This is a genomic window from Agrobacterium larrymoorei (assembly GCF_030819275.1).
Classification (GTDB): Bacteria; Pseudomonadota; Alphaproteobacteria; order Rhizobiales; family Rhizobiaceae; genus Agrobacterium; species Agrobacterium larrymoorei_B.
In genome coordinates, this window is the sequence record NZ_JAUTBL010000002.1 from 2,644,308 (window position 1) to 2,665,995 (window position 21,688).

A 21,688-nucleotide genomic window follows, 5' to 3' on the forward strand; every position below is an offset into this window, starting at 1 on the left:
GCGACCGAAAACGCATGACTGGCAGCCATGAAGATCGCGTTCTACTGCCCGATGAAGTCTCCGAACCACCCGGTGCCCTCCGGCGACAGGCTGATGGCACGGCTGTTGATGCAGGCCATGCGGCTTGCCGGTCACGAGGTCGAGGTGGTCTCGGAACTGCGATCCTTCCTGCGTCAGCCGGATGGCGAGGAGGCCGATATGCTGGCGCGGGACGCGGAGCAGGAACGGCAGCGCATATCGATACTCTGGGAAAGCAATGGAGCGCCGGACCTCTGGTTCTGCTATCATCCCTATTATAAGGCGCTCGATTGTCTGGGACCGGAGCTTAGCCGGTCATTCGCAATCCCCTATGTGACCGCAGAGGCCTCCTATTCCCCCAAGCGCAATGCCACCGGTTGGGCCGAGGTTCAGGCGAAGCTGCTGGAGGATCTGAGCCTTGCCGCGGTCAACATCTGTTTCACCCACCGCGACCGCGACGGCCTCCTCAAGGCCAATCCAGCCATGCGCACGCAGATGCTGCCGCCCTTCCTCGACACGTCTCTGTTCGACGCGCAGACCCCGGCCCCGCAGGCCGGGCGAATGGCGACCGTGGCGATGATGCGCGCTGGTGACAAGCTCGGCAGCTACGAGGCCTTGGCGGCAGCGTTGACACGCCTCCCCAATCTCGACTGGACGCTGGATATCATCGGCGACGGACCGGAGCGCGAGGGAGTGCAGCAACTCTTCCAGGCGATCGCACCGCATCGCCTTGTCTGGCACGGGGAGAAGACCCCACAGCAGATCGCCGAGATCCTGTCCCGCGCCTCGCTCTATCTCTGGCCCGGCCATGGCGAAGCTTACGGGCTTGCCTATCTGGAGGCGCAAGCCGCAGGCCTGCCGGTGATTGCCGAGCGCATCGCCGGCGTGCCGGAAGTGGTGATCGATGGAAAAACCGGAATTCTGACCGAGCCGGGAGACACGCAAAGCTACGCGGATGCCATAACGGACCTGCTGACCGATCGGGAAAAGAGACAGGCCATGGCAGACAATGCCAGAGCATTCGTCATCGAGGAGCGCTCGCTGCACAAGGCAGCATCGACGCTCGACCGGATTCTGCAAGATGCCAGAGGGAGCGCACCATGACGGAAAAGAAACTTCTGGACACGCTCGACAGTTTCGCCAGCCGCGGCGTTGCCGCAGAGTTCTGGCTGCGCGACGACGACGCGACAGAGCCGATGCCAGCGCTCGATCATCTGCTGGCGCTCTCCGACCGCTACGCCGTGCCGATGACTCTCGCCGTCATTCCCGAGCCCACCGGTGAGGCTTTAGCGAAGAAGCTGGAAAGCGCGGAAAAAATCGATGTCGCAGTGCATGGTTGGGCGCATCGAAACCATGCCGGGCCGGAAGAAAAGAAGCGCGAGCTTGGGCTCCATCGCCGCAAGGACGTCGTGCTTGGCGAATTGCAGGCAGGCTTTGAAAAGCTGAAGAACCTCCATCCGAACCGCTTCGTACCGATGCTCGTACCACCATGGAACCGGATCGATGCGGAAATCGTCGAAGGCCTACCTGCGCTCGGCTATCAGGCGCTGTCGGTCTATGGGCCGGAAAAGACCGCGCCTCTTCCACTCTTGAACACCCATGTCGACATCATCGACTGGCGGGGAACGAGAGGCGGCAAGGATCACGATCTGCTCTTTGCCGAGACCGCCGAGCGCATGGTGGTGGCCGAGCAAGGGGCAAGAACCACCGGCATCCTCACCCATCACCTCGACCATGACGAGACGGCATGGGCTTTTCTCGATCGGCTGTTTTCCCTCACCGCCAGTCATCCGGGATGCCGCTGGCGCCGTGCCGGATCGCTAATCGAAGAGGCGGTTTGAAGGTCTGATCCGGCGCGACAATATGTCGAATATCAAGTCTTTCCACTCAGGCGTAAGCACACGGGCGAGGAGCCACTAAAGCGCCGTGCGCCCTATGGGCGCACAAAGGACGCTTTACTTTTTGAGTCTACGCATCGTGCTTTCCGAAAATTGAATCCGATTTTCGGGCCGATGCTGTAGGCTCTGTTTGGAAAGTGTGACGGAAATGGAATGGTTCGAGTATTTTCCTATCGTAATGCTACCGCTGAAGCTGCTCGTCGTCGGCATCGGCATGTATTATTCGATCAAATGGCACCACGATCAGGACAAGCTGAAACGCGCGGAAGACGAGAAGCGCAAAGAGCAGATGGAAGCCGCCGCGAAGGCAGCTGCCGACCGTGAGGCCGCAACGACAGAGATGCCCCAGCCCTCACCATGATTTCCAGGCGATCAGCAGCCCATCGCCCTTTGCCTGGGCTTCGGCCCGCGCCTCTTCCACCGCACTGAACTCCGCCCGGTCTGCCAGGATCGCAGAGACGAAATCGGCACCCGCCAGCGTCACCGATCCCGCGCGCGCCACCACGGTAAAGATCAGCGGGCCCGTGCCCCACCATGCGGGTGCGCGCGGCAGACGCTCGGCAATCTCCGGCAGAGCCTGCAAAATGCGCTCGAACACGGGATGGCCGGGCGGCGTGGCGATAAAGGAATTGGCGAGCAGCACGCTTCCCTGCCCCGTCAGCCGGGGCGTCTCCTCGGCAAAGGCGGTGAGGCCGACCATGGGAAGGATATCGCCGAAGCTCATATCCTCGCGCGCCGGATAGAAATCGCAATCGAGATAGGTGCCACCCACGCGCGACAGGATGAAGTAGCGCGCCACATCCACGGCACCGGGATAATCCCCATCCTCCAGCATCCGCCGGAAGATCGGATCGGCATCGATACCCTCCGCCTCAAGGTCGGCCTCCCGCCACAGGCGATAGGCATAGCCATTCGCCTCGGCATGTTTGCGCCAGGCAGCGGTTGAGGGCGGCACCTCTTTCGTACCGATCCAGATCTGGTGGATCAGCTTCGGCACGGCTTCGCGGTTCTTCTGCGCAATCGCTCGTCTTTCATCCGCAGAAAAGCGGCCATAGGGCGCAAACGCCTCCGGCGGCGGCACGAGGAGATATTGGTAGCCGGCTTTGGCGATGGCATCGCCCTTTGCCTTGGCAAGCCGCAGATAGGCCGAATGCAGGCGGCGCGGCAGGCCGAGCGCGGTTGTCTCACCCATCAAATGCTGGTTGCCCGCCAGGGAGAGGACGGCAAGGCGATCCTCTGCCGCAGCGAAATCTTTTTCTGCCAGCAACCGGCGGATGTCTGCAAGCGTTGCATCGAAAGTGGCTTTGTCTGGCATGGTCGCTCCGCAGCTTTAATAACCCCGACATATCTTCGGAATAGAGGTTTTCCTGCAAGTCCAAGATGAGGCAGAAAGCCGGAAATTTTCATGGTTTCAAGAGCATGGACAGAGCCTGGAGTGTACGATAACGTGAATATCAACGGCCGCGTGATAATGCCACAGGCAACCAACAAGACGGCAGGGGATCCTTTGGCATGAGTGCAGGCGCAGATTTGCTTCGCATTGAAAATCTGCAGGTCTCTTTTTCCATTATGGGCGGAAAGATCGAAGCGGTCCGGGGCGCAAGCCTCCGCATCCTGCCAGGAAAGGTCACCGCACTCGTCGGCGAATCCGGCTCCGGCAAATCGGTTATCGGCCAGACCATCATGGGGATCCAGCCACGCACTGCTCAGGTCAGCGGGCGCGTTCTTTTCTCCGATCCGCTGAAAGCAGACGAACGGCCCATCGACCTCCTGCGATTGGAGCAGGACGGCAAGCCCATGCGCGCCATTCGCGGTAACCGTATCGGCCTGATCTTTCAGGAACCGATGACCTCGTTTTCGCCGCTCCACACTGTCGGCAACCAGATCGACGAGGCGCTGCGCATCCATTCGGTTCTGACACCGAAGGAGCGGCAGGAAAAGATGGAAGAGACGCTCGATCTCGTCGGCTTTTCCAATCCGGCCAAGATCTGTCAGATGTACCCCTTCGAGCTTTCCGGCGGCATGCGCCAGCGCGCCATGATCGCCATGGCGCTGATCTGTCGTCCGGCGCTCTTGATCGCCGACGAGCCGACGACGGCACTCGACGTGACCATCCAGGCGCAGATCCTCAAGCTTTTGCGCGACCTCCAGAGCCGGCTCAACATGAGCATGCTGCTCATCACCCACGATCTCGGCGTCGTCGCCAATATCGCCGATGAGGTTGCCGTCATCTACCAGGGCGAGATCATGGAAGCAGGGACGGTGGACGACATCTTCCGCGCGCCCTCGCACCCCTATCTCAAGGGCCTGATGGCAGCTGTGCCGCATTTCGACATGAAGCCCGGCGAGCGGCTGAAGGCGCTGCGTGATGTCACCATCGACAAGGAAAGCCTGATCGGCAAGAAGACGGCGAATGTCGACAAGGCGCCGGGCGTGCTGCTCAGCGTCAAGAACATCTCCAAGACCTATACCACCCGCAAATCCACCTGGTTCACCTCCGGCAGTGCCAATGCCACCAAGGCGGTGGATGGCGTCAGCTTCGATATCATGCGCGGTGAATGTCTGGGCCTTGTGGGCGAAAGCGGCAGCGGCAAGACCACGGTCAGCAAAATCCTGATGCGCGCCGTCAGGCCGGAGGAAGGCGAGATCGCTTTCCACAGCAAGAGCGGCGATATCGACGTGCTGAACGCCGTAGACGGCGATCTACGTGAGCTTCGCACCCGCATCCAGATGGTCTTTCAGGACCCCGTGTCTTCGCTTTCCCCGCGCATGACGGTCGGCAACATTCTCAGCGAACCGCTGGAAATCCACGGGCGCGGTGACTCCAAATACCGGCAGGAGCGCGTTAAAAACCTGCTGCGCGCCATCGGCCTGGGCGATAATGCGCTGAACCGCTATCCGCACAGCTTCTCCGGCGGCCAGCGCCAGCGTATCGGCATTGCGCGTGCGCTGATGCTGGGGCCGGAATTGCTGATCTGCGACGAGCCGGTATCGGCGCTTGACGTGTCGGTGCAGGCGCAGATCCTCAATCTCTTGAAGGATTTGCAGAAGGATCTGGGGCTGACCTACCTCTTCATCTCGCACAATCTCGCCGTCGTCGATTATATGGCAGACCGCGTGGCGGTGATGTGCGAGGGCAAGATCGTCGAACTGGCACCGCGCGAAACATTGATGCGCAACCCCGTCCACCCCTACACGAAATCGCTGCTCGCTGCCGTTCCCTTCCCCGATCTGGACCGGCCGCTGGATTTCAAGACCATCGGCAAGATCAGCGCCACCGGCAAGTTCGACTGGGGCAAGCAGTTCCGCGATGAAGACAACGGACAGATGATAACAGCCGATCTTGGCGGCGGCCACCTCGTGCTTGCCAATGCCAATGCGGATGTTCGGGAGCTACGGTCTTGATCACGCGCCGAACCACCCTTGCCCTGCTCGCCTCCGTCTTTGCCCCATGGAAGGCGTCCGCTGCGACCTATATCGATGCCGATTTCTTCAAGGAAAAGCGCGACAAAGGCGAACTGCCGCCACTCGATCAGCGCCTGCCGAAGAATCCCCGTGTGATCAATCTGAAGGCCATGGGCCGTGAGCCTGGCCAGCATGGCGGCAATATCCGTATGCTGATCGGTGGCCAGCGCGACATTCGCCTGATGCCGATCGACTCCTATGCGCGGCTCGTCGGTTACGACGAGAAGCTGAACTTCATTCCCGACATCCTCGAATCCTACACGGTGGATGAGGAGCGCATCTTCACGCTGAAACTGCGCGAAGGCCACAAGTGGTCGGATGGCGGCGATTTTACCGCCGAGGATTTCCGCTATTTCTGGGAAGACGTGGCGCTCAACCTGGAAATCCACAAGGGCGGCCCGCCCATCGAACTGCTTGTCTATGGAAAGCCGCCTCTGGTCGAGGCCGTCGACCCACTGACGGTGCGCTACACCTGGGAAGGCCCGAACCCGGATTTCCTGGCCAAGCTGGCAGGCGCGTCGCCGGCCCGCATCTTCCTGCCTGCCGCCTATATGAAGCAGTTCCACGTCAAATATCAGACGCCGGAAAAGCTCGCCAAGCTGATGAAGAAGAACAAGGTGGACGACTGGAGCAGCCTGCACATCAAGATGTCGCGGCAACTGCGTCCGGAAAACCCCGATCTGCCGACGCTCGATGCCTGGCGCGTCATTACCGCGCCGCCCGCCGAGCAGTTCATCTTCGAGCGCAATCCCTATTACCATCGCGTCGATGAGAATGGCCGTCAGCTTCCCTATGTCGACCGCTATCTGCTGAACGTCACATCGTCGGAAATCATCGCCGCCAAGACGGCGTCGGGTGACAGCGATCTGCAGTTCATGAACCTCGATTTCAACGACTACACCTTCCTGAAGGATGCCGAGGCCCGCTACCCGCTGAAGGTCAATCTCTGGAAGCGCAGCCAGGGATCGCGCGTCTGCCTGCTGCCGAACCTCAACTGCGCCGACGATACCTGGCGCACCCTGTTCCGTGACGTGCGCGTACGCCGTGCCATCTCGGTGGCGATCAACCGGCATGAGATCAACATGGTCTGCTTCTATGGCCTAGCCAAGGAAAGCGCCGATACCGTGCTGCCGGAAAGCCCGCTCTTCCGGCCGGAATTCGCCACCGCCTGGGCGCAATACGATCCCGAACTTGCCAACAGGCTATTGGACGAGGTGGGGCTGACGGAGCGCAACGATCGGGGCATTCGCCTTCTGCCAGACGGACGTCCGGCACATGTGATCGTCGAAACCGCGGGTGAAAGCACGCTGGAAACCGACGTGCTGGAGCTGATCACCGATCACTGGCGCAAGATCGGCATCTCGCTGTCCAGCCGCCCGACGCAGCGCGACGTGTTCCGCAAGCGCGCCATGGGCGGCGAGGTCATGATGTCGGTCTGGTTCGGCATGGATAATGCCATTCCAAACGCCGACATGCTGCCCTCGGGTCTTGCACCCACCGGCGACGATCAGCTGCAATGGCCGGTCTGGGGCATCCATTATCTCTCGGGCGGGCGCGAAGGCAAACCGCCGGATCTGCCGGAGGCCATCCAGCTACTCGATCTCTTCAAAAAATGGCGCCGCAGCGTCACCTTTGAAGAGCGCAAGGAGATCTGGCTGGAAATGCTGTCGATCTACACGCAACAGGTCTTCTCCATCGGCACGGTGAATGGCGCGCTTCAGCCCATCGTTCACAGAGCCCGGCTGAAGAACGTGCCGGAAAAGGCGCTTTTCGGCTTCGAGCCGACCGCCTATCTCGGCATCTATATGCCAGACACCTTCTGGTACGACGGGAGCGCCTGACATGCTCAGATATATTATCGGGCGCATCCTCGTCATGATCCCGACGCTGATCCTGATATCGATGCTGGTCTTCACCATCATCGAACTGCCCCCGGGCGATTACTTCGAAAGCTATGTCGCAGAAATGCGCGCCATGGGCGAGACGGCCAACATGGCCGAAATCGAGGAGCTGCGCAGCCGCTATGGCTTCGACCAGCCCGCCCCCATTCGCTACTTCAGATGGGCGACCGGGATGCTGGTCGGCGATTTCGGCTATTCCTTTGAATACCAGCTTCCCGTCAGCGAAGTGGTGGGCGAGCGCCTTTGGCTGACGGTTCTGGTCTCCTTCGTCACCATCATCGTCACCTGGATCGTCGCCTTCCCGATCGGCATCTATTCCGCCACCCATAAATATAGCTGGGGCGATTACGGCCTGACGTTCCTCGGCCTGCTCGGCATCGCCATTCCCAACTTCATGCTGGCGCTGATCCTGATGTATTTTGCCAATATCTGGTTCGGCACATCCATCGGCCATCTGATGGACCGCGAATATCTGAACCAGCCGATGAGCTGGGACAAGCTCAAGTCGATCCTCGAGCATCTGTGGATCCCGGTTCTGATCATCAGCACCGCCGGAACGGCGGGCATGATCCGGCGTCTTCGCGCCAACCTGCTGGATGAATTGCAGAAGCAATATGTGGTGACAGCGCGTGCCAAGGGGCTTCACCCCTTCAAGGTGCTGACCAAATATCCGCTGCGCATGGCGCTCAACTTCTTCATTTCCGATATCGGCTCCATCCTGCCAGCCATCATTTCCGGCGCGGAAATCACGGCCGTCGTCCTGTCGCTCGAAACCACCGGTCCCATGTTGATCCGCGCGCTGCAGAGCCAGGACATGTATCTGGCGGGCTCCTTCCTGATGTTCCTGGCCTTCCTCACCGTCATCGGCGTGCTGATCTCCGATATCGCACTCGCCATTCTCGATCCTCGCATTCGAATTGGGAGGTGGGAGCGTCAAATGACTTCATCCATTCCAAAGCCCGGTGAGCCGCTGCCGCATTACGTTTCCGCTGCCCCTTTCGATCCCTATCTGGTCGAGCCCGCCACCAGCGCCCTCGCCATGGTTGGTCGCGCATCGCAATGGAAGCTGATGTGGTGGCAGTTCCGGCAGCACAAGCTGGCGCTCTATTCCGGCTTCTTCCTGCTGTTTCTCTATCTCTCTATCTTCATCTGCGAGTTCCTGGCGCCCTATAATCTCCACACGCGCGACGTGGAAAACATCTATGCCCCGCCGCAGAGCATTCACCTTTTCCATGACGGCCAGTTCGTCGGCCCCTTCGTCTATGGCCGCACCATGAGCCTCGACATGGACAATCTGCGCCGCGTCTATACCGACGTGCCGACGGATGTGCAGAAGATCCGCTTCTTCTGCCGTGGCGATAGCTACCGCTTCTGGGGACTGTTCGATTCCAACGTCCACCTGGTCTGCCCGGCCAAGGACGGTCAGATGTTCCTGCTGGGCACCGACCGCCTTGGCCGCGACGTTCTCTCGCGCATCATCTATGGCGCACGCATTTCGCTGACCATCGGCCTTTTCGGCGTGGCGATGAGCTTCGTTCTCGGCATCGTGATCGGCGGGCTCGCCGGCTATCGCGGCGGCGTCTTCGATCTGATCGTCCAGCGCATCATCGAAGTGCTGCAATCGATCCCCAGCATCCCGCTATGGCTCGCGCTTGCCGCTATCATGCCGGTGACCTGGAGTCCGATCCTCGTCTATCTCGGCATCACCGTGATTCTGGGGCTGCTCGACTGGACGGGATTGGCGCGCGCCGTGCGCTCCAAGCTGCTCGCGCTGCGTGAAGAGGATTATGTGCTCTCTGCCCAGCTGATGGGTGCCAGCACCAGCCGCATCATCGGCCGGCATTTGATTCCGGGCTTCATGTCGCATCTGATCGCGTCCGCTACGCTCACCATTCCCGGGATGATTCTGGGCGAAACAGCGCTCAGCTTCTTGGGTCTTGGCCTTCGTCCGCCGATCACAAGTTGGGGCATTCTGCTCACGGAAGCGCGAAGTGTCAGCGTGATTGCCTTGTATCCATGGCTTTTGATCCCGATTCTTCCAGTCGTTCTGGTCGTGCTCGCCTTTAATTTCCTTGGCGATGGACTACGTGATGCAGCAGACCCGTTCAAATAATGCAGCCGTCTCGATGAGAGGGCCGCATGGAGTCACACGGCGCATAAGCGGTAAAAAGAGGTTCTGCTCGTGACAATTCGTTTAAACGATGCACGCATTCTGATGTACAGCCACGACTCCTTCGGGCTTGGACATTTGCGTCGATGCCGCACCATTGCCCATGCGCTGGTGGAGGATTATCGCGGCCTGAATGTTCTGATCATCTCAGGCGCCACCATTGCAGGCGCCTTCGATTATCGCGCGCGCGTCGACTTCGTGAAGATCCCGAGCGTCATCAAGCTCAGAAACGGCGAATACACCTCGCTCGACCAGCACATCGATCTTCAGGAAACGTTGAAGATGCGCCGCTCGATCATCTACCACACCGCCGAAAGCTTCCAGCCGGATATCTTCATCGTCGACAAGGAGCCGATGGGGCTGCGTGGCGAAGTGGAGGAAACCCTCACCTATCTCAAATCGCGCGGCACCAAGCTGGTCATCGGCCTGCGCGACGTGATGGATGCACCGCAACTGCTCGAAGCCGAGTGGAAGCGCAATGACGTGCTGAACAAGATCGAGCGTTTCTACGACCATGTCTGGGTCTACGGCCCTCCTGATTTCCATGACCCGCTGGAAGGCCTCGACGTGCCGCCCGGGGTCCGAGAGAAGACCGAATTCGTCGGCTTCCTGCAACGCTCCAAGACGCGCGGCGACAATCCCAGCCGGCATGAGGGCGACTATATTCTGGTGACGACCGGCGGCGGCGGCGATGGCTCCGAGCTGATCGACGATGTGATCCGCGCCTACAAGTTCGATCGAACCCTGACCCAGAAAGCACTGGTGGTGCTGGGGCCTTACATGCCCAGCGAACAGCGACAGAAATTTGCGGCAAATGTTGCCGATATTCCGCAAATGGAAATCATCGACTTCGACAACCGCATGGAGGATCTGGTCGCGGGTGCCCAAGCCGTGGTCTCCATGGGCGGCTATAATACCGTCTGCGAAATCCTCTCTTTCGACAAGCCTGCGCTCGTCGTGCCGCGCATCGTTCCGCGTGAAGAACAACTGATCCGCGCCAGCCGTGCCTCCGAACTCGGCCTGTTCGACATGCTGTCCCCCGAAGAGGCGGAAAATCCCGAACTGATGGCAAAGGCGCTGAAAGCTCTGTTAAAGCGCCCGCCACCCTCCGCCAATGGCCGCAACCTGAAGCTCGACGGCTTGGAAAACATCTCCCGCCGCGTTGCCGAATGGCTGCAACCGGACGATACCCCAAACGTCATCTCCGCCACTGCTTGAGGGTTGCCAACAGTATTCCAGCCTCCATGCGCGTGGCTTTGGATGCGGACATGCGTAAAAGCGGTGGAGACCGACATCCCGGTTTACCGGAACCGCTGCAAGTGAAAGAAGGCACGAAGACGTGACCCCAGGAAAGAAAATCGTGGTGCTGCTGAAAGGCTATCCGCGCCTGTCCGAAACATTCATCGCACAGGAACTGTTAGGCCTTGAGAGGGCAGGCCTCACGCTCGAGCTCATGTCCATGCGCCGCCCGACCGACAAGAAGCGCCACCCGGTTCACGATGAAATCCGCGCACCCGTCACCTATCTGCCGGAATATCTGCATGAGGAACCGCTGCGCGTCCTAAAAGCGTTGTGGGCTTGCCGGAAGAAACCCGGCTTCGGCAAGGCGCTACGCCAATTCTTCCACGATCTCAGCCACGACTTTTCCCGCAACCGCTTCCGCCGTTTCGGTCAGGCGGCAGTGCTATCCCACGAATGGCCACAGGATGCGGGCTGGCTGCATGTCCACTTCATCCACACGCCTGCCTCGGTTGCCGCCTACACCCATCTCATCACCGGCATTCCGTGGACGATCTCGGCCCATGCCAAGGATATCTGGACCTCGACGGATGCCGATCTCTCACACAAGCTCGGCAGCGCCCGCTGGGCCGTGACCTGCACCGCAAGCGGCTATCGCCATTTGCAGAACCTGTCGCCGAAACCAGCCACGGTGCATTTGAGCTATCACGGCCTTGACCTCACCCGCTTTCCGCCCATGGAAGGCGCGCGACCAGCGCGTGACGGCTCGGACCCGGCGGATCCCGTGCAAATCCTGAGCGTCGGCCGTGCGGTGAAGAAGAAGGGCATCGACATTCTGCTGAAGGCGCTCGCCGCCCTTCCCGCAACCCTACACTGGCGCTTCACCCATATTGGCGGCGGCAACGAATTGGCGACGTTGAAGGCGCTCGCCGCGCAATTGGGTATCGCCGACAGGATCATCTGGACGGGGGCGATGGATCAGAAGCAGGTGCTGGAGCACTATCGCAGAGCCGATCTCTTCGCACTTGCCTGCCGCATCACCGCCGATGGCGACCGAGACGGTTTGCCGAATGTTCTGGTGGAAGCCGCAAGCCAGGCGCTGACCTGCGTCTCCACCAATATTTCCGGCATCCCCGAATTCTTCATCGACGGTGAAAATGGCCTGCTGACCGAGCCGGAAAATGAGGCTGCCTTTTCGAAGGCTCTGGAGCGCGCCATCTCCGGTCCGGCACTGAGAGTGAAGCTGGGCCAAGCCGCGGAATACCGCGTGCGCACCGCCTTCGATCACCGCACCAGCATCACCGACCTGAAACATCTCTTCGAACAGGAATGGGAGAAGACCCCGTGACCACCTCCGCCGCTACCGACGCCATCCAAGCACCGCGCGTGTTCTTCTACGTCCAGCATCTGCTCGGCATCGGCCATATCGCCCGCGCCAGCCGCGTCGCTCACGCTCTGGTGGCCAACGGCTTCGACGTGACGATGGTGACAGGCGGAACGCCGGTTCCGGGCTTTCCGGGCGAAGGCATCCGCCATGTCGAACTGCCGCCGGTTGCCGTGGCCGATGGCAATTTCTCCGGCCTCGTCGATGCCAATGGCGCGCCGGTGGACGATGCCTTCAAGGACAACCGCACCAGCATGCTGCTCGGCGCCTATCACGGCGCGATGCCCGACATCGTCATCATCGAGGCCTTCCCCTTTGGCCGCAGACAGGTGCGTTTCGAACTGCTGCCACTGCTTGCGGCCATCGAGAAAAGCGTCAAGCGCCCGCTGGTGATGACGTCGCTGCGCGATATCCTGCAGGAACGTGCCAAGCCCGGCCGCGACGAAGAAACCATCGATCTCGTCAAGAAGCACTTCGACACCGTGCTGGTCCACGGCGATCCGAACTTCGTGCGCTTGGAAGAGACTTTTCCGCTTGCCGAACAGATCAGCCAACGCATCGTCTATACCGGCCTTGTTGCCCCGGCAAAACCGAAGCCACCAGAAGAGCGCTTCGACGTGGTTGTCTCGGCAGGTGGCGGCGCCGTGGGCGGCGCGCTTCTGAAGGCAGCACTCGCCGCCGCGCCAGACATCCCCGAACTGAAAACCTGGTGCCTGATCACCGGCCCCAACATGCCGCAGGCGGATTTCGATGCGATCTCGGCTCAGGCTGGCGACAACATCTCCGTCTTCCGCTTCCGCAAGGATTTCGCCAGCCTTCTCTCCGGCGCAAAGCTCTCCATCTCGCAGGCCGGCTACAACACCGTCTGCGACATTTTGCAGGCCAAGTGCCGCTCGCTTCTCATCCCGTTCGCTGCTGGCGGAGAAACCGAACAGGGCGCCCGCGCCTCGCGGCTGGCAAAGCTCGGCCTCGCCCAGGTTCTGGAAGAAAACACCATCTCGCCACAGACCATGGCAGAGGCGATCCGCGCAGCTTTGGCGCTACCGGAGCCCGGTGAGATCACGCTCGATCTGGATGGCGCCAACGGCACGGCACGTGTTCTGCGCAGGCTCTATGCCGAGCATCAGTTGGACGAGGAGTAGGGTTCGGGCCTCAATAAGTAATCTTCTCGCGCCTAAACCCGAGCCCGATCAAACGGCCAGCTAGATGGGCGAGAAGCGGAAAGCGCAGGATGACGCGCACGAAGGCGGGCGGGCCCTTGGCTTTGGGAGCCGCCGCGTGATCCTTCCGGTTCTTGCTGCGCATCATCAATTGCAGCTTCTGCGTTGCCTTGGTGGGGAATGTGCGTCGCTGTTCGATCGCAGCCAGATCGTCATCGGAAATGGATCCCCTATCACGCAGGGCGGGCACCAGAATATTGGCGGCGGCGACCGCATCCTGAATGGCGAGATTGACGCCGACGCCGCCAATCGGCGACATGGCATGAGCGGCGTCACCGATGCAGATCAGGCCGGGCTTCCACCATTGCGTCAGACGATCGATGCGCACCGTCAGAAGATAGACATCGTCAAAGCTTTTGATTTCCTGTAGTCGATCGGCCGGCAGCGGGCAGACCTCGGCCACGCGCCGGCGGAACGCCTCGACGCCCTTCTCCTTGATCTCAGAAAAGACGCCGCGGCGCACCACATAGCCACACTGCCAATAATCGCCGCGATCGATCAGCACGAAACCCTGCTGAGGACCGGCATGACCCATGGTCTCATTGGGATCGCCCGGCTGTTTCGAGAGCCGCATCCACAGAACTTCCGTCGGCACGCCGAAGCGCTCGACATGCAGCCCGGCCTTGTCCCGCACTGTGGAATTGCGGCCATCGGCACCGACCACCAGATCGGCCTTCACGGTGAGTTCGCCAGACGGCGTGGAGAGCACAACGCCGCTGACCTTCCCGTTGGTCTCGACGAGATCGCTGACCGCTGCACTGTGCAACAGGCGGAAACTCTCGAACTGTCCGGCCTTGCCCGCCAGAAAATTGAGGAAATCCCATTGCGGCATGAAGGCGATGAACTTGTGTCTGACCGGCAGCCAGGAGAAGTCTGCAATGGTGCGCTTCTGCCCGCCCACCTCCGCATGCAGCTTTTCCGCCCTTGTGTGCGGCAGCGCCAGAAACTCCTGGGCAAAACCCAGTTGCTCGATCAGCGCAATCGTCGAAGGATGGATGGTATCGCCGCGGAAATCCCGCAGGAAATCGCCATGCTTCTCGATGACCGTCACATCGATTCCCGCCCGCGCCAGTAACAGGCCAAGCATCATGCCCGCAGGCCCACCGCCGACGATAGCAACCGTGGTCTCTATTGCCTGGGCGTCGTGGTGGTCTTGGCTGGGCATGGCAAGGTCCTATGTCATCATGCCTGATCGGCAGGCGGGAGCGGCGTGTTCTTCGGATAGGGCCAGCCCTTGACGAAACGGAACAACCATTCCTTGCGGGCGAAGATAAAGGCGAAGAGCATGGCCGTCCAGATGCCGAGCAGAAGGCCAGCCGCGACATCGCTTGGATAATGCGCCCCGACGATCACCCGCGAAATGCCGATGACGAGCGCCAGCGCCATGAAGACATAGCGAAAACGCGGGATCAGCATGGCAAAGGCGCCAAAGAAGGCACCCGCTGCCGTGGAGTGGCCCGAGGGAAAGCTCTCATAGAGATTGTCACCGGTAAACGGTGTCAGGCTATAGGCGCCAATATCGGCATAGAGTTCCGGCCGACCCCGACCGATCATGAATTTCAGAATGTGAACGAAGATGCTGGCGCTGCCGATCGTCAGGAAGAAATAGGCAAAGAGGCGCACCGCGGTACCGATCCTGGCAGAATAGGGACTGCTCAGAAGAAAGCGCCCGGCAATATAGGCGATGATCGCAAACAGCCCGGTGCTGTAGAGCATCCAGCGAAAGGTGCCAAAATCGGTGATTGCCTTGTTGAAGCCGACGATCGCGCCGGGAAGCGCCTGCGCGCGCTCCGAGATGCGCGGATCGAAGGGAATGAAGACAACCACCAGCAGAAGGGTGATAACGAAAATCCAGCCGCTGGAGATCAAAAATCGCTTCATGAAAATCCTCTATTTATCAATGCCGTATCAGATCGCTCTGCCACGCGTCGTACCGAGTCACGCAACCTGCATGCTCGCGCCATTATTGGCAAGCGACGCACGCAGATGTCATCGATGGCGAAAAAGACGGAATGGAGGCGGAAGAGCGGCTGTGAGGCTTTGACCTTGTTCTGCCCCGGTTTCACTTGTAGAGCCTTGGTTTGAGAGTTTCCACGAAAGCCGGATTTCACATGACACGCCGCAATGGCAGCAACCCGCCTGAAAAACTGACCGTCCTTGGCGCCACCGGCTCGATTGGAACGAACACGCTGGATGTCATTCGCCAGCTCGGTGGGCGCGATCGCTTCGAGATTCTGGGGCTGACCGGTGCAGGCAATGTAGCGTTGCTCGCCGAACAGGCGCGCGAGTTCGGCGTGAAGCTTGCCGTCACCGCCGATGACGAGAAATACGCCGAGTTGAAGGACGCGCTTGCCGGAAGCGGCATTGCCGTTGCGTCCGGCAAAAGCGGCTTGCAGGAAGCCGCAAGTCTGGACGCCGATTGGGTGATGGCGGCGATTGCCGGCACGCCTGGGCTTGAGCCAACGCTGACGGCGGCGCGCCGCGGCGCCAACATCGCGCTCGCCAACAAGGAATGCCTGGTCACCGGCGGCGATGTCTTCATCTCCACCATGCGCGAGGGCGGGGGCACGCTGATACCGGTCGATAGTGAACACAGCGCCATCTTCCAATGCCTGGAACCCCATAACCGAGACAAGGTGGAGCGCATCGTCCTGACCGCATCCGGCGGACCCTTCCGCACCTGGAGCCGCGAGCAGATGGATGGCGTCACCGCCGAAGTTGCGCGCGCCCACCCCAACTGGTCCATGGGGCTAAAGGTCTCCATCGGTAGCGCCTCGATGTTCAACAAGGCGCTGGAAATGATCGAGGCGAAATATCTCTTCGATCTTCAGCCGTCGCAGATCGAAGTGATCGTCCACCCGCAATCCATCATCCATTCCATGGTCGCCTATACGGATGGCTCGGTCATCGCCCAGCTCGGCTGCCCGGATATGCGCACGGCGATCGCCTATGCTCTTACCTATCCCGGACGCGGCAAGCTCGACGTCGAGCGACTGGATTTCGCCAAGCTGGCACGGCTCGATTTCGAAGCTCCCGACGAGGAGCGTTTTCCATCGATCAGGCTTGCCCGTCTGGCGCTGGAACGCGGCGGCGTACAGGGTGCGGTGTTGAACGCAGCGGAAGAAACCGCCTTCCACGCCTTTGTCGATGGCAGGATCGGCTTCCTGCATATGGCCGATGCGGTCGAATCCGTCATGGAGCGGATGAACGATGGCAGGCCAGCCGACACGATCGAGGCCATCCTGGCCGCCGACATGCAAGCCCGCGCCTATGCCGAAGATGTGATCCGGCAGAAGCAGAAGGCCGCTTAGGAACTCTCCTCCCATTTTACGGTGAGACGACAATCCGGTGCGCGCCATCGGACGCTTTGCTGTGCTTAAAATTTTGATCCTTGGCTTGCCACACCGAAACTTTCTCGTTATGTCGCCTCTTGTTACGTTATTACATCACAAAATTGAGGAAACACGATGAAACTCACGCAAGCCCTCGCCCTCTCCGTCAGCTCGCTGCTACTGCTCTCCACCGCCGCGGTCGCGCAGGAGAAGTCAGCACCGTCCAAATCCGAAACGCATAATCACTCCCATGACCATTCCCATAGCCATTCGAACACCTCCAGTGAGGTGTATAGGGGCTACTTCGAAGACAGCGCCGTGAAGCAGCGCGCGCTTTCCGATTGGGAAGGCGATTGGCAGTCGGTCTATCCTTATCTGGTGGATGGCACGCTTGATCCGGTCATGCAGCACAAGGCCGAGGACGGCAAGAAGAGCGCCAAGGAGTTTCGCGAGGAATATGATGTCGGCTACAAGACCGACGTCAACCGCATCACCATTAAGGGCGAGGACGTGACCTTCTATCGTGACGGCAAGGCCACCGAAGGCAAGTACGCCAGCGACGGTTATGAGATCCTGACCTACAAGAAGGGCAATCGCGGCGTTCGCTACATCTTCAAGAAGACCGGCGGTGATGCGTCCGCGCCGCAATACATCCAGTTCAGCGACCACACCATCGCGCCGCAAAAGGCTGGCCATTACCACCTCTACTGGGGCGATGACCGCGCAACGGTGCTGAAGGAACTGACCAATTGGCCGACCTACTACCCATCCTCGCTCTCGGGCAAGGACATCGTCCAGGAAATGCTTGAGCACTAAAAACGTGTCGCGATCTTTCAGATTCGCTCATACGCTTTAGCTCTTCGTGATCGCATGTCGTTATCGGAAAACCGCTGCACACTTTTGCGCGACATGCTTTAAAACGTAAAAGGGGCACAGCCTTTAAGCTGCGCCCCTTTTTCAATTCGGCTTCGTGACGATCAGGCCACAGCGCGTGCCAGCGCGCAACGGGACCAGAGCTGATGCAGCGCGCCGACGAGACGTTCCAGATCCGCATCGGTATGAAGCGGCGTTGGCGTGATGCGCAGACGTTCGGTCTTGCGCGGCACCGTCGGATAGTTGATCGGCTGCACATAGACGCCATGGTCGTCGAGCAGGATATCGGAAATCCATTTGCACTTGGCGGCATCGCCCACCATCACCGGAACGATATGGCTGGGGTTTGCCATGTGCGGAATGCCGCTCGCGTCCAGCATGGAGCGCAGCGTGCGCACGCGCTCCTGGTGGCGGGCGCGCTCAAAGGGGCTCGCCTTCAGGTGTTGGATCGAGGCAACGGCGCCAGCTGCGAGCGACGGCGGAAGCGCCGTGGTGAAGATGAAGCCGGACGCGAAGGAACGGACGAAATCGCACAACGCTTCCGAAGCCGCAATATAGCCGCCCATCACGCCGAAGGCCTTGCCGAGCGTGCCTTCGATGATCGTCAGACGGTCCATCAGGCCTTCGCGCTCGGCGATGCCGCCGCCGCGCGGACCATACATGCCGACCGCATGCACTTCATCGAGATAGGTCATGGCGCCGTATTTGTCGGCGAGATCGCAGATTTCCTTGATCGGCGAGATATCGCCATCCATCGAATAGACCGATTCAAAGGCGATCAGCTTCGGAGCTGCCGGATCGGCGGCCTTGAGCTTGGCTTCCAGATCTTCCAGATCGTTATGCTTCCAGATCACTTTCTCGCAGCGGCCATAACGAATGCCTTCGATCATCGAGGCATGGTTCAGCGCGTCCGAGAAAATGATGAGGCCGGGGATCTTCTGACCGAGCGTGCCGAGTGTCGCCCAGTTGGAAATGTAACCGGAGGTGAAGATCAGTGCGGACTCTTTGCCGTGCAGATCGGCAAGTTCGCGCTCGAGCTTGACGTGGTGATGGTTGGTGCCAGAGATATTCCGGGTGCCTCCCGCACCCGCGCCACAGTGATCGATAGCGGCTTTCATCGCCTCGATGACCTTGGGGTTCTGACCCATGCCGAGATAGTCGTTGGAGCACCAGACCGTGACGTCGCGCTTCTCTCCATCGGCGGTATAACGGGTCGCCTTCGGAAAATGTCCCTGTTGTCGCTCGAGATCGGCAAACACGCGGTATCGACCTTCCGAATGCAAACCATCCAGCTCGGTCTTGAAAAATGCCTCGAAGTCCATTCCATGCTCCAGAATACGTGCAATCGTTGTCGGCTCACCTCCTTGAACCGTCAACCCCCTTGGCGCTGGAATCGCTCCCATGCGTCAATTCGCCTCCACTTTTGAACTGTTCCAGAATACTTATAAGACTCTTGACGAATAACAACTTGATTCATGTCAAAGCTCCAAAAAATTTGGAACCTTTTAATCGACGCGCCGTTGAGTAGGGCACAATCGATTGGCGAGGGGGAGCGCAGCCTTAAATAGGGGCTTCCACAGTAACATTCGACTTGTTAGATATCTGCAGCGGTCGGAGGTAGCAGTCGCCGCAGACATATTGGGACGCCTACCGAGAGCCATCGAGCTCAAATGTAACGTGGAGAGAGTTCATGAAAAAGGCTGTTGTTTTTGCTGTTATGGGTCTGGCGCTTGCGAGCTGCACGCAGACCGAAAAGACCGCCGGTGGCGGCGCTGTGATCGGTGCGCTGGCTGGCGGCGCAATCACCGGTAACGTACGCGGCGCAGCCGTAGGCGGTCTCATCGGTGGTGCGACCGGTTACCTCATCGGCCGTGCGTCCGAGCCGGGTTACTGCTACTACCGCGACCAGTACGGTCAGCGTTACACGGCACGTTGCCGCTAAGGCGTGACACAATTGCATCAGAAGCCCCGGCAAAACCGGGGCTTTTTTGTTTCCACACCCATGCGACCGTTTTTGGGGTGCCCCGTGCCTCCAATTTATGATTAAATTTAAGGAGAAGAGCAGCCCCGCGCAAACTGGCTCGGCTTTTTTGCGCCGCGGGACTGCGACAGGTGGGAGGCGAAGCGTGCGAATTCTTTGGGATCGCGACACGCTTTAACGAAGGATAAACGGGCGGGAGCAATAATAAATGCTCAACCATAAAGCAGCGCATGCGAAAAAAGCGGACTGACCAACAGAAGAGTATTGCGTACTGGAGGGCAGGCACTGCATTGGCGGTGGCGGCAGCCGTTACAGTTTCTCCAGTGTTCGTGCGCGAAGCCTTCGCGCTGAAAATCTTTGGCATCCAGTTGTGGGGCTCCGACGAGGACAAAGAGAACGAGGTTCTCAATCCCGTCAAATTCACGGTCACTCTCAACACGCCGGGTGCCGATAGCAAGCTGCGCGAAAGCCTGGAAAACAGTTCTCTTCTGGTGACTGAGCCGGACAAGGCGGCTTCTGGCGATTTGGGCCTCTTGATCCGCGCCAAGGACGATCGCGACAGGTTGGTCGCCGCACTCTATGAGAATGCGCGCTATGGGGGCCTCGTCAATATCACCATTGCCGGCCAGGATATTGATTCCATCCCGCCTGTTCCGACCTTCAACACGTCAGGTCCGGTCCCCGTCGTCATCAATGTGACGCCAGGCCCGCTCTTCAAGCTCGGCACCGTTCGACTGGAAGGCGACGTAGGAGGGCGCACCGCTGCGGATTACGGTCTGGTCACGGGCGGAGACGCAGGCTCGCTTGCCATCATTCGTGCCGGCAACAAGATCATCGAGGATTTGAAGGCGGAAGGCCACCCCTTTGCAAAGCTGACCAAGCGGGAGGCCGTGGCCAATCACGCCAACGATACCGTGGATTTGACGATGGTCGCCACGGCCGGCCCCGTCGCCGATTTGGGGGATGTGGCCGTCAAGGGCGAGCGGGCGGTCGATCCGGATTTCATTCGTCGCTATTCGCGCCTGAACAGCGGCGAGCCCTACTCGCCAGAAAGACTGCGCAAGGCCTCAGACCGGCTGCGCAAGCTTGGCGTCTTTTCCAGCATCACCATCAAGGAAGCCAACACCCTTGCCCCGAACGGAACATTGCCGCTGACCATCGAGGTCTCGGAAGGCAAATTCCGCTATTTTGGTGTCGGTGCGCAATATTCGACCACCGAAGGCGCCGGGCTGCAGGGCTATTGGGGCAATCGCAATCTTTTCGGCCATGCCGAATCGCTTCGCATCGAAGGCGCGGTGACCCGTCTTGGTGAGGCGTCCACCGTTCAGGACATGGACTATTCCGCGGGCATTACATTCGTCAAACCCGGGATCTTCACACCCGAGACCACCTTCACCGCAAGCCTGAAAGCCAAGACCGAGCATCCAGACAGCTACGATGCCCAGACCGTCACGGCCTATGCGGGCTTTGCCTATGATTTCAACGACTACGACACGGCCTCTGCCGGTCTCGAAGTCGAGTGGGAAAATACCGAGGATGCGTTTGGCGAAAACCAGTATCTGACGACATCCCTCCCGCTGGAATTCGTTCGGGACAAGCGCAACGACAAGCTCAATCCGACCCAGGGTTTCCGCGCCTCGATTGCAGCCACGCCGAGCTATGAAGCGTTGAACGGCACGATCTTCAGCTCGCTCGAAGGCTCGACGACCGGCTATCTCGGCCTCGGCTCCGACGATCAGGTGGTGCTGGCCGGCAAGCTTGCCGGCGGTGTGCTGGTTGGTGGCGGCTCGCTGGAAAACATCCCCACCACACGCCGCTTCTTTGCCGGCGGCGGCGGTTCGGTGCGCGGTTACAGTTACCAGGAAATCTCGCCCTATGCAGCCAATGGCGAGGCAACCGGTGGGCGCTCCTATATCGTCACCTCGCTGGAGGCACGCGTCAAGGTGACCGAGACCATCGGCATCGTGCCATTCGTCGACGCGGGCATCGTTTCCTCCGAGATCACGCCTGATTTCTCCGATATCCGCGCCGGGGCCGGCATCGGTCTTCGTTATCAGACACCCTTTGGACCCTTGCGTCTTGATGTCGCCATGCCGCTGGAGAAATATCCGAGTGGTAGCAGCTTCGGTATCTATGCCGGTATCGGACAAGCCTTCTAAAGCATGGTCCAAGCAAAAGTGCGCAGCGGTTTTGCGATAACGACATGC

Annotated in this window: 17 protein-coding genes and 1 pseudogene; 14 read left to right on the top strand and 4 right to left on the bottom strand. The window is 59.9% G+C overall.

Annotation, left to right across the window (positions count from 1 at the left end):
• Window positions 1-27: 27 nt before the first annotated feature.
• From QE408_RS21435 to QE408_RS21445, 3 genes are all read left to right on the top strand, one after another.
• A complete protein-coding gene (locus QE408_RS21435) occupies window positions 28-1,122 on the top strand; it encodes a glycosyltransferase family 4 protein (RefSeq protein WP_306934487.1) in 1,095 nt (364 codons plus the stop codon).
• A complete protein-coding gene (locus QE408_RS21440) occupies window positions 1,119-1,859 on the top strand; it encodes a polysaccharide deacetylase family protein (RefSeq protein WP_306934488.1) in 741 nt (246 codons plus the stop codon). Before QE408_RS21435 ends, QE408_RS21440 begins: the two co-directional genes overlap by 4 nt.
• 196 nt (window positions 1,860-2,055) lie before the next feature.
• Window positions 2,056-2,277: a hypothetical protein gene (locus tag QE408_RS21445; RefSeq protein WP_373465571.1), complete on the top strand. Its 222-nt coding sequence runs from the start codon at window positions 2,056-2,058 to the stop codon at window positions 2,275-2,277.
• Here QE408_RS21445 and QE408_RS21450 read toward each other — a convergent pair.
• Window positions 2,269-3,231 carry a glycosyltransferase family 32 protein gene (locus QE408_RS21450; RefSeq protein ID WP_306934489.1) on the bottom strand — a complete coding sequence of 321 codons (963 nt, stop codon included), beginning with the start codon at window positions 3,229-3,231 and terminating at the stop codon, window positions 2,269-2,271. The genes QE408_RS21445 and QE408_RS21450 overlap by 9 nt on opposite strands.
• A gap of 197 nt (window positions 3,232-3,428) precedes the next feature.
• Here QE408_RS21450 and QE408_RS21455 point away from each other — a divergent pair, with 197 nt between their 5' ends.
• The 7 genes and pseudogenes from QE408_RS21455 (at window position 3,429) to QE408_RS21485 (ending at window position 13,217) form a co-directional block, all read left to right on the top strand.
• Window positions 3,429-5,321, top strand: a complete 1,893-nt coding sequence (locus QE408_RS21455) for an ABC transporter ATP-binding protein (RefSeq protein WP_306934490.1) — start codon at window positions 3,429-3,431, stop codon at window positions 5,319-5,321.
• Window positions 5,318-7,222, top strand: a complete 1,905-nt coding sequence (locus QE408_RS21460) for an ABC transporter substrate-binding protein (protein WP_306934491.1) — start codon at window positions 5,318-5,320, stop codon at window positions 7,220-7,222. Before QE408_RS21455 ends, QE408_RS21460 begins: the two co-directional genes overlap by 4 nt.
• A 1-nt stretch (window position 7,223) precedes the next feature.
• Window positions 7,224-8,201 (top strand): annotated as a pseudogene (locus QE408_RS21465) (ABC transporter permease); the annotation flags it as partial.
• Between the two features lie 18 nt (window positions 8,202-8,219).
• Window positions 8,220-9,395 (top strand): ABC transporter permease, encoded by a 1,176-nt coding sequence (locus QE408_RS21470; RefSeq protein ID WP_306934918.1) that lies wholly within the window; start codon window positions 8,220-8,222, stop codon window positions 9,393-9,395.
• Between the two features lie 69 nt (window positions 9,396-9,464).
• The gene (locus QE408_RS21475; RefSeq protein WP_306934492.1) at window positions 9,465-10,670 is read left to right on the top strand and encodes a glycosyltransferase family protein; all 1,206 of its coding nucleotides are present in this window, start codon (window positions 9,465-9,467) and stop codon (window positions 10,668-10,670) included.
• A 121-nt stretch (window positions 10,671-10,791) separates the two neighbouring features.
• On the top strand, window positions 10,792-12,039 hold the full coding sequence (locus tag QE408_RS21480; protein ID WP_306934493.1) for a glycosyltransferase: 1,248 nt from the start codon (window positions 10,792-10,794) through the stop codon (window positions 12,037-12,039).
• Window positions 12,036-13,217 carry a glycosyltransferase family protein gene (locus tag QE408_RS21485; protein WP_306934494.1) on the top strand — a complete coding sequence of 394 codons (1,182 nt, stop codon included), beginning with the start codon at window positions 12,036-12,038 and terminating at the stop codon, window positions 13,215-13,217. The genes QE408_RS21480 and QE408_RS21485 overlap by 4 nt, the downstream gene beginning before the upstream one ends.
• A gap of 10 nt (window positions 13,218-13,227) precedes the next feature.
• On the opposite strand, the gene QE408_RS21490 is transcribed toward QE408_RS21485, so the two are convergent.
• Window positions 13,228-14,460 (bottom strand): FAD-dependent oxidoreductase, encoded by a 1,233-nt coding sequence (locus tag QE408_RS21490; protein ID WP_306934495.1) that lies wholly within the window; start codon window positions 14,458-14,460, stop codon window positions 13,228-13,230.
• 17 nt (window positions 14,461-14,477) lie between these two features.
• Entirely contained in the window at window positions 14,478-15,176 is a 699-nt protein-coding gene (locus QE408_RS21495) for a phosphatase PAP2 family protein (protein WP_306934496.1), read from the bottom strand.
• Between the two features lie 230 nt (window positions 15,177-15,406).
• Between QE408_RS21495 and dxr the strand changes: the two genes are divergently transcribed.
• Both dxr and QE408_RS21505 read left to right on the top strand, forming a co-directional pair.
• The gene (gene dxr / locus QE408_RS21500; RefSeq protein WP_306934497.1) at window positions 15,407-16,606 is read left to right on the top strand and encodes a 1-deoxy-D-xylulose-5-phosphate reductoisomerase; all 1,200 of its coding nucleotides are present in this window, start codon (window positions 15,407-15,409) and stop codon (window positions 16,604-16,606) included.
• 156 nt (window positions 16,607-16,762) lie between these two features.
• Window positions 16,763-17,443, top strand: coding sequence for a metal-binding protein ZinT (locus tag QE408_RS21505; protein WP_306934498.1), 681 nt, complete (start codon window positions 16,763-16,765; stop codon window positions 17,441-17,443).
• A 161-nt stretch (window positions 17,444-17,604) separates the two neighbouring features.
• Here the strand turns inward: QE408_RS21505 and hemA are convergent, their stop codons facing one another.
• Window positions 17,605-18,822, bottom strand: a complete 1,218-nt coding sequence (gene hemA / locus QE408_RS21510; protein WP_306934499.1) for a 5-aminolevulinate synthase — start codon at window positions 18,820-18,822, stop codon at window positions 17,605-17,607.
• 368 nt (window positions 18,823-19,190) lie between these two features.
• Between hemA and QE408_RS21515 the strand changes: the two genes are divergently transcribed.
• Window positions 19,191-19,442 carry a glycine zipper domain-containing protein gene (locus QE408_RS21515; protein ID WP_306934500.1) on the top strand — a complete coding sequence of 84 codons (252 nt, stop codon included), beginning with the start codon at window positions 19,191-19,193 and terminating at the stop codon, window positions 19,440-19,442.
• 269 nt (window positions 19,443-19,711) lie between these two features.
• Window positions 19,712-21,640, top strand: coding sequence for an autotransporter assembly complex protein TamA (locus QE408_RS21520; protein ID WP_306934501.1), 1,929 nt, complete (start codon window positions 19,712-19,714; stop codon window positions 21,638-21,640).
• Window positions 21,641-21,688: the final 48 nt, after the last annotated feature.

Bases quoted from the DNA above. Each gene is read 5' to 3' on its own strand.
- QE408_RS21435 (WP_306934487.1), top strand. From the start codon at position 28: ATGAAGATCGCGTTCTACTGCCCGATGAAGTCTCCGAACCACCCGGTG.
- QE408_RS21440 (WP_306934488.1), top strand. From the start codon at position 1,119: ATGACGGAAAAGAAACTTCTGGACACGCTCGACAGTTTCGCCAGCCGC.
- QE408_RS21450 (WP_306934489.1), bottom strand. From the start codon at position 3,231: ATGCCAGACAAAGCCACTTTCGATGCAACGCTTGCAGACATCCGCCGG.
- QE408_RS21455 (WP_306934490.1), top strand. From the start codon at position 3,429: ATGAGTGCAGGCGCAGATTTGCTTCGCATTGAAAATCTGCAGGTCTCT.
- QE408_RS21470 (WP_306934918.1), top strand. From the start codon at position 8,220: ATGACTTCATCCATTCCAAAGCCCGGTGAGCCGCTGCCGCATTACGTT.
- QE408_RS21490 (WP_306934495.1), bottom strand. From the start codon at position 14,460: ATGCCCAGCCAAGACCACCACGACGCCCAGGCAATAGAGACCACGGTT.
- QE408_RS21495 (WP_306934496.1), bottom strand. From the start codon at position 15,176: ATGAAGCGATTTTTGATCTCCAGCGGCTGGATTTTCGTTATCACCCTT.
- dxr (WP_306934497.1), top strand. From the start codon at position 15,407: ATGACACGCCGCAATGGCAGCAACCCGCCTGAAAAACTGACCGTCCTT.
- QE408_RS21505 (WP_306934498.1), top strand. From the start codon at position 16,763: ATGAAACTCACGCAAGCCCTCGCCCTCTCCGTCAGCTCGCTGCTACTG.
- hemA (WP_306934499.1), bottom strand. From the start codon at position 18,822: ATGGACTTCGAGGCATTTTTCAAGACCGAGCTGGATGGTTTGCATTCG.
- QE408_RS21515 (WP_306934500.1), top strand. From the start codon at position 19,191: ATGAAAAAGGCTGTTGTTTTTGCTGTTATGGGTCTGGCGCTTGCGAGC.
- QE408_RS21520 (WP_306934501.1), top strand. From the start codon at position 19,712: ATGCGAAAAAAGCGGACTGACCAACAGAAGAGTATTGCGTACTGGAGG.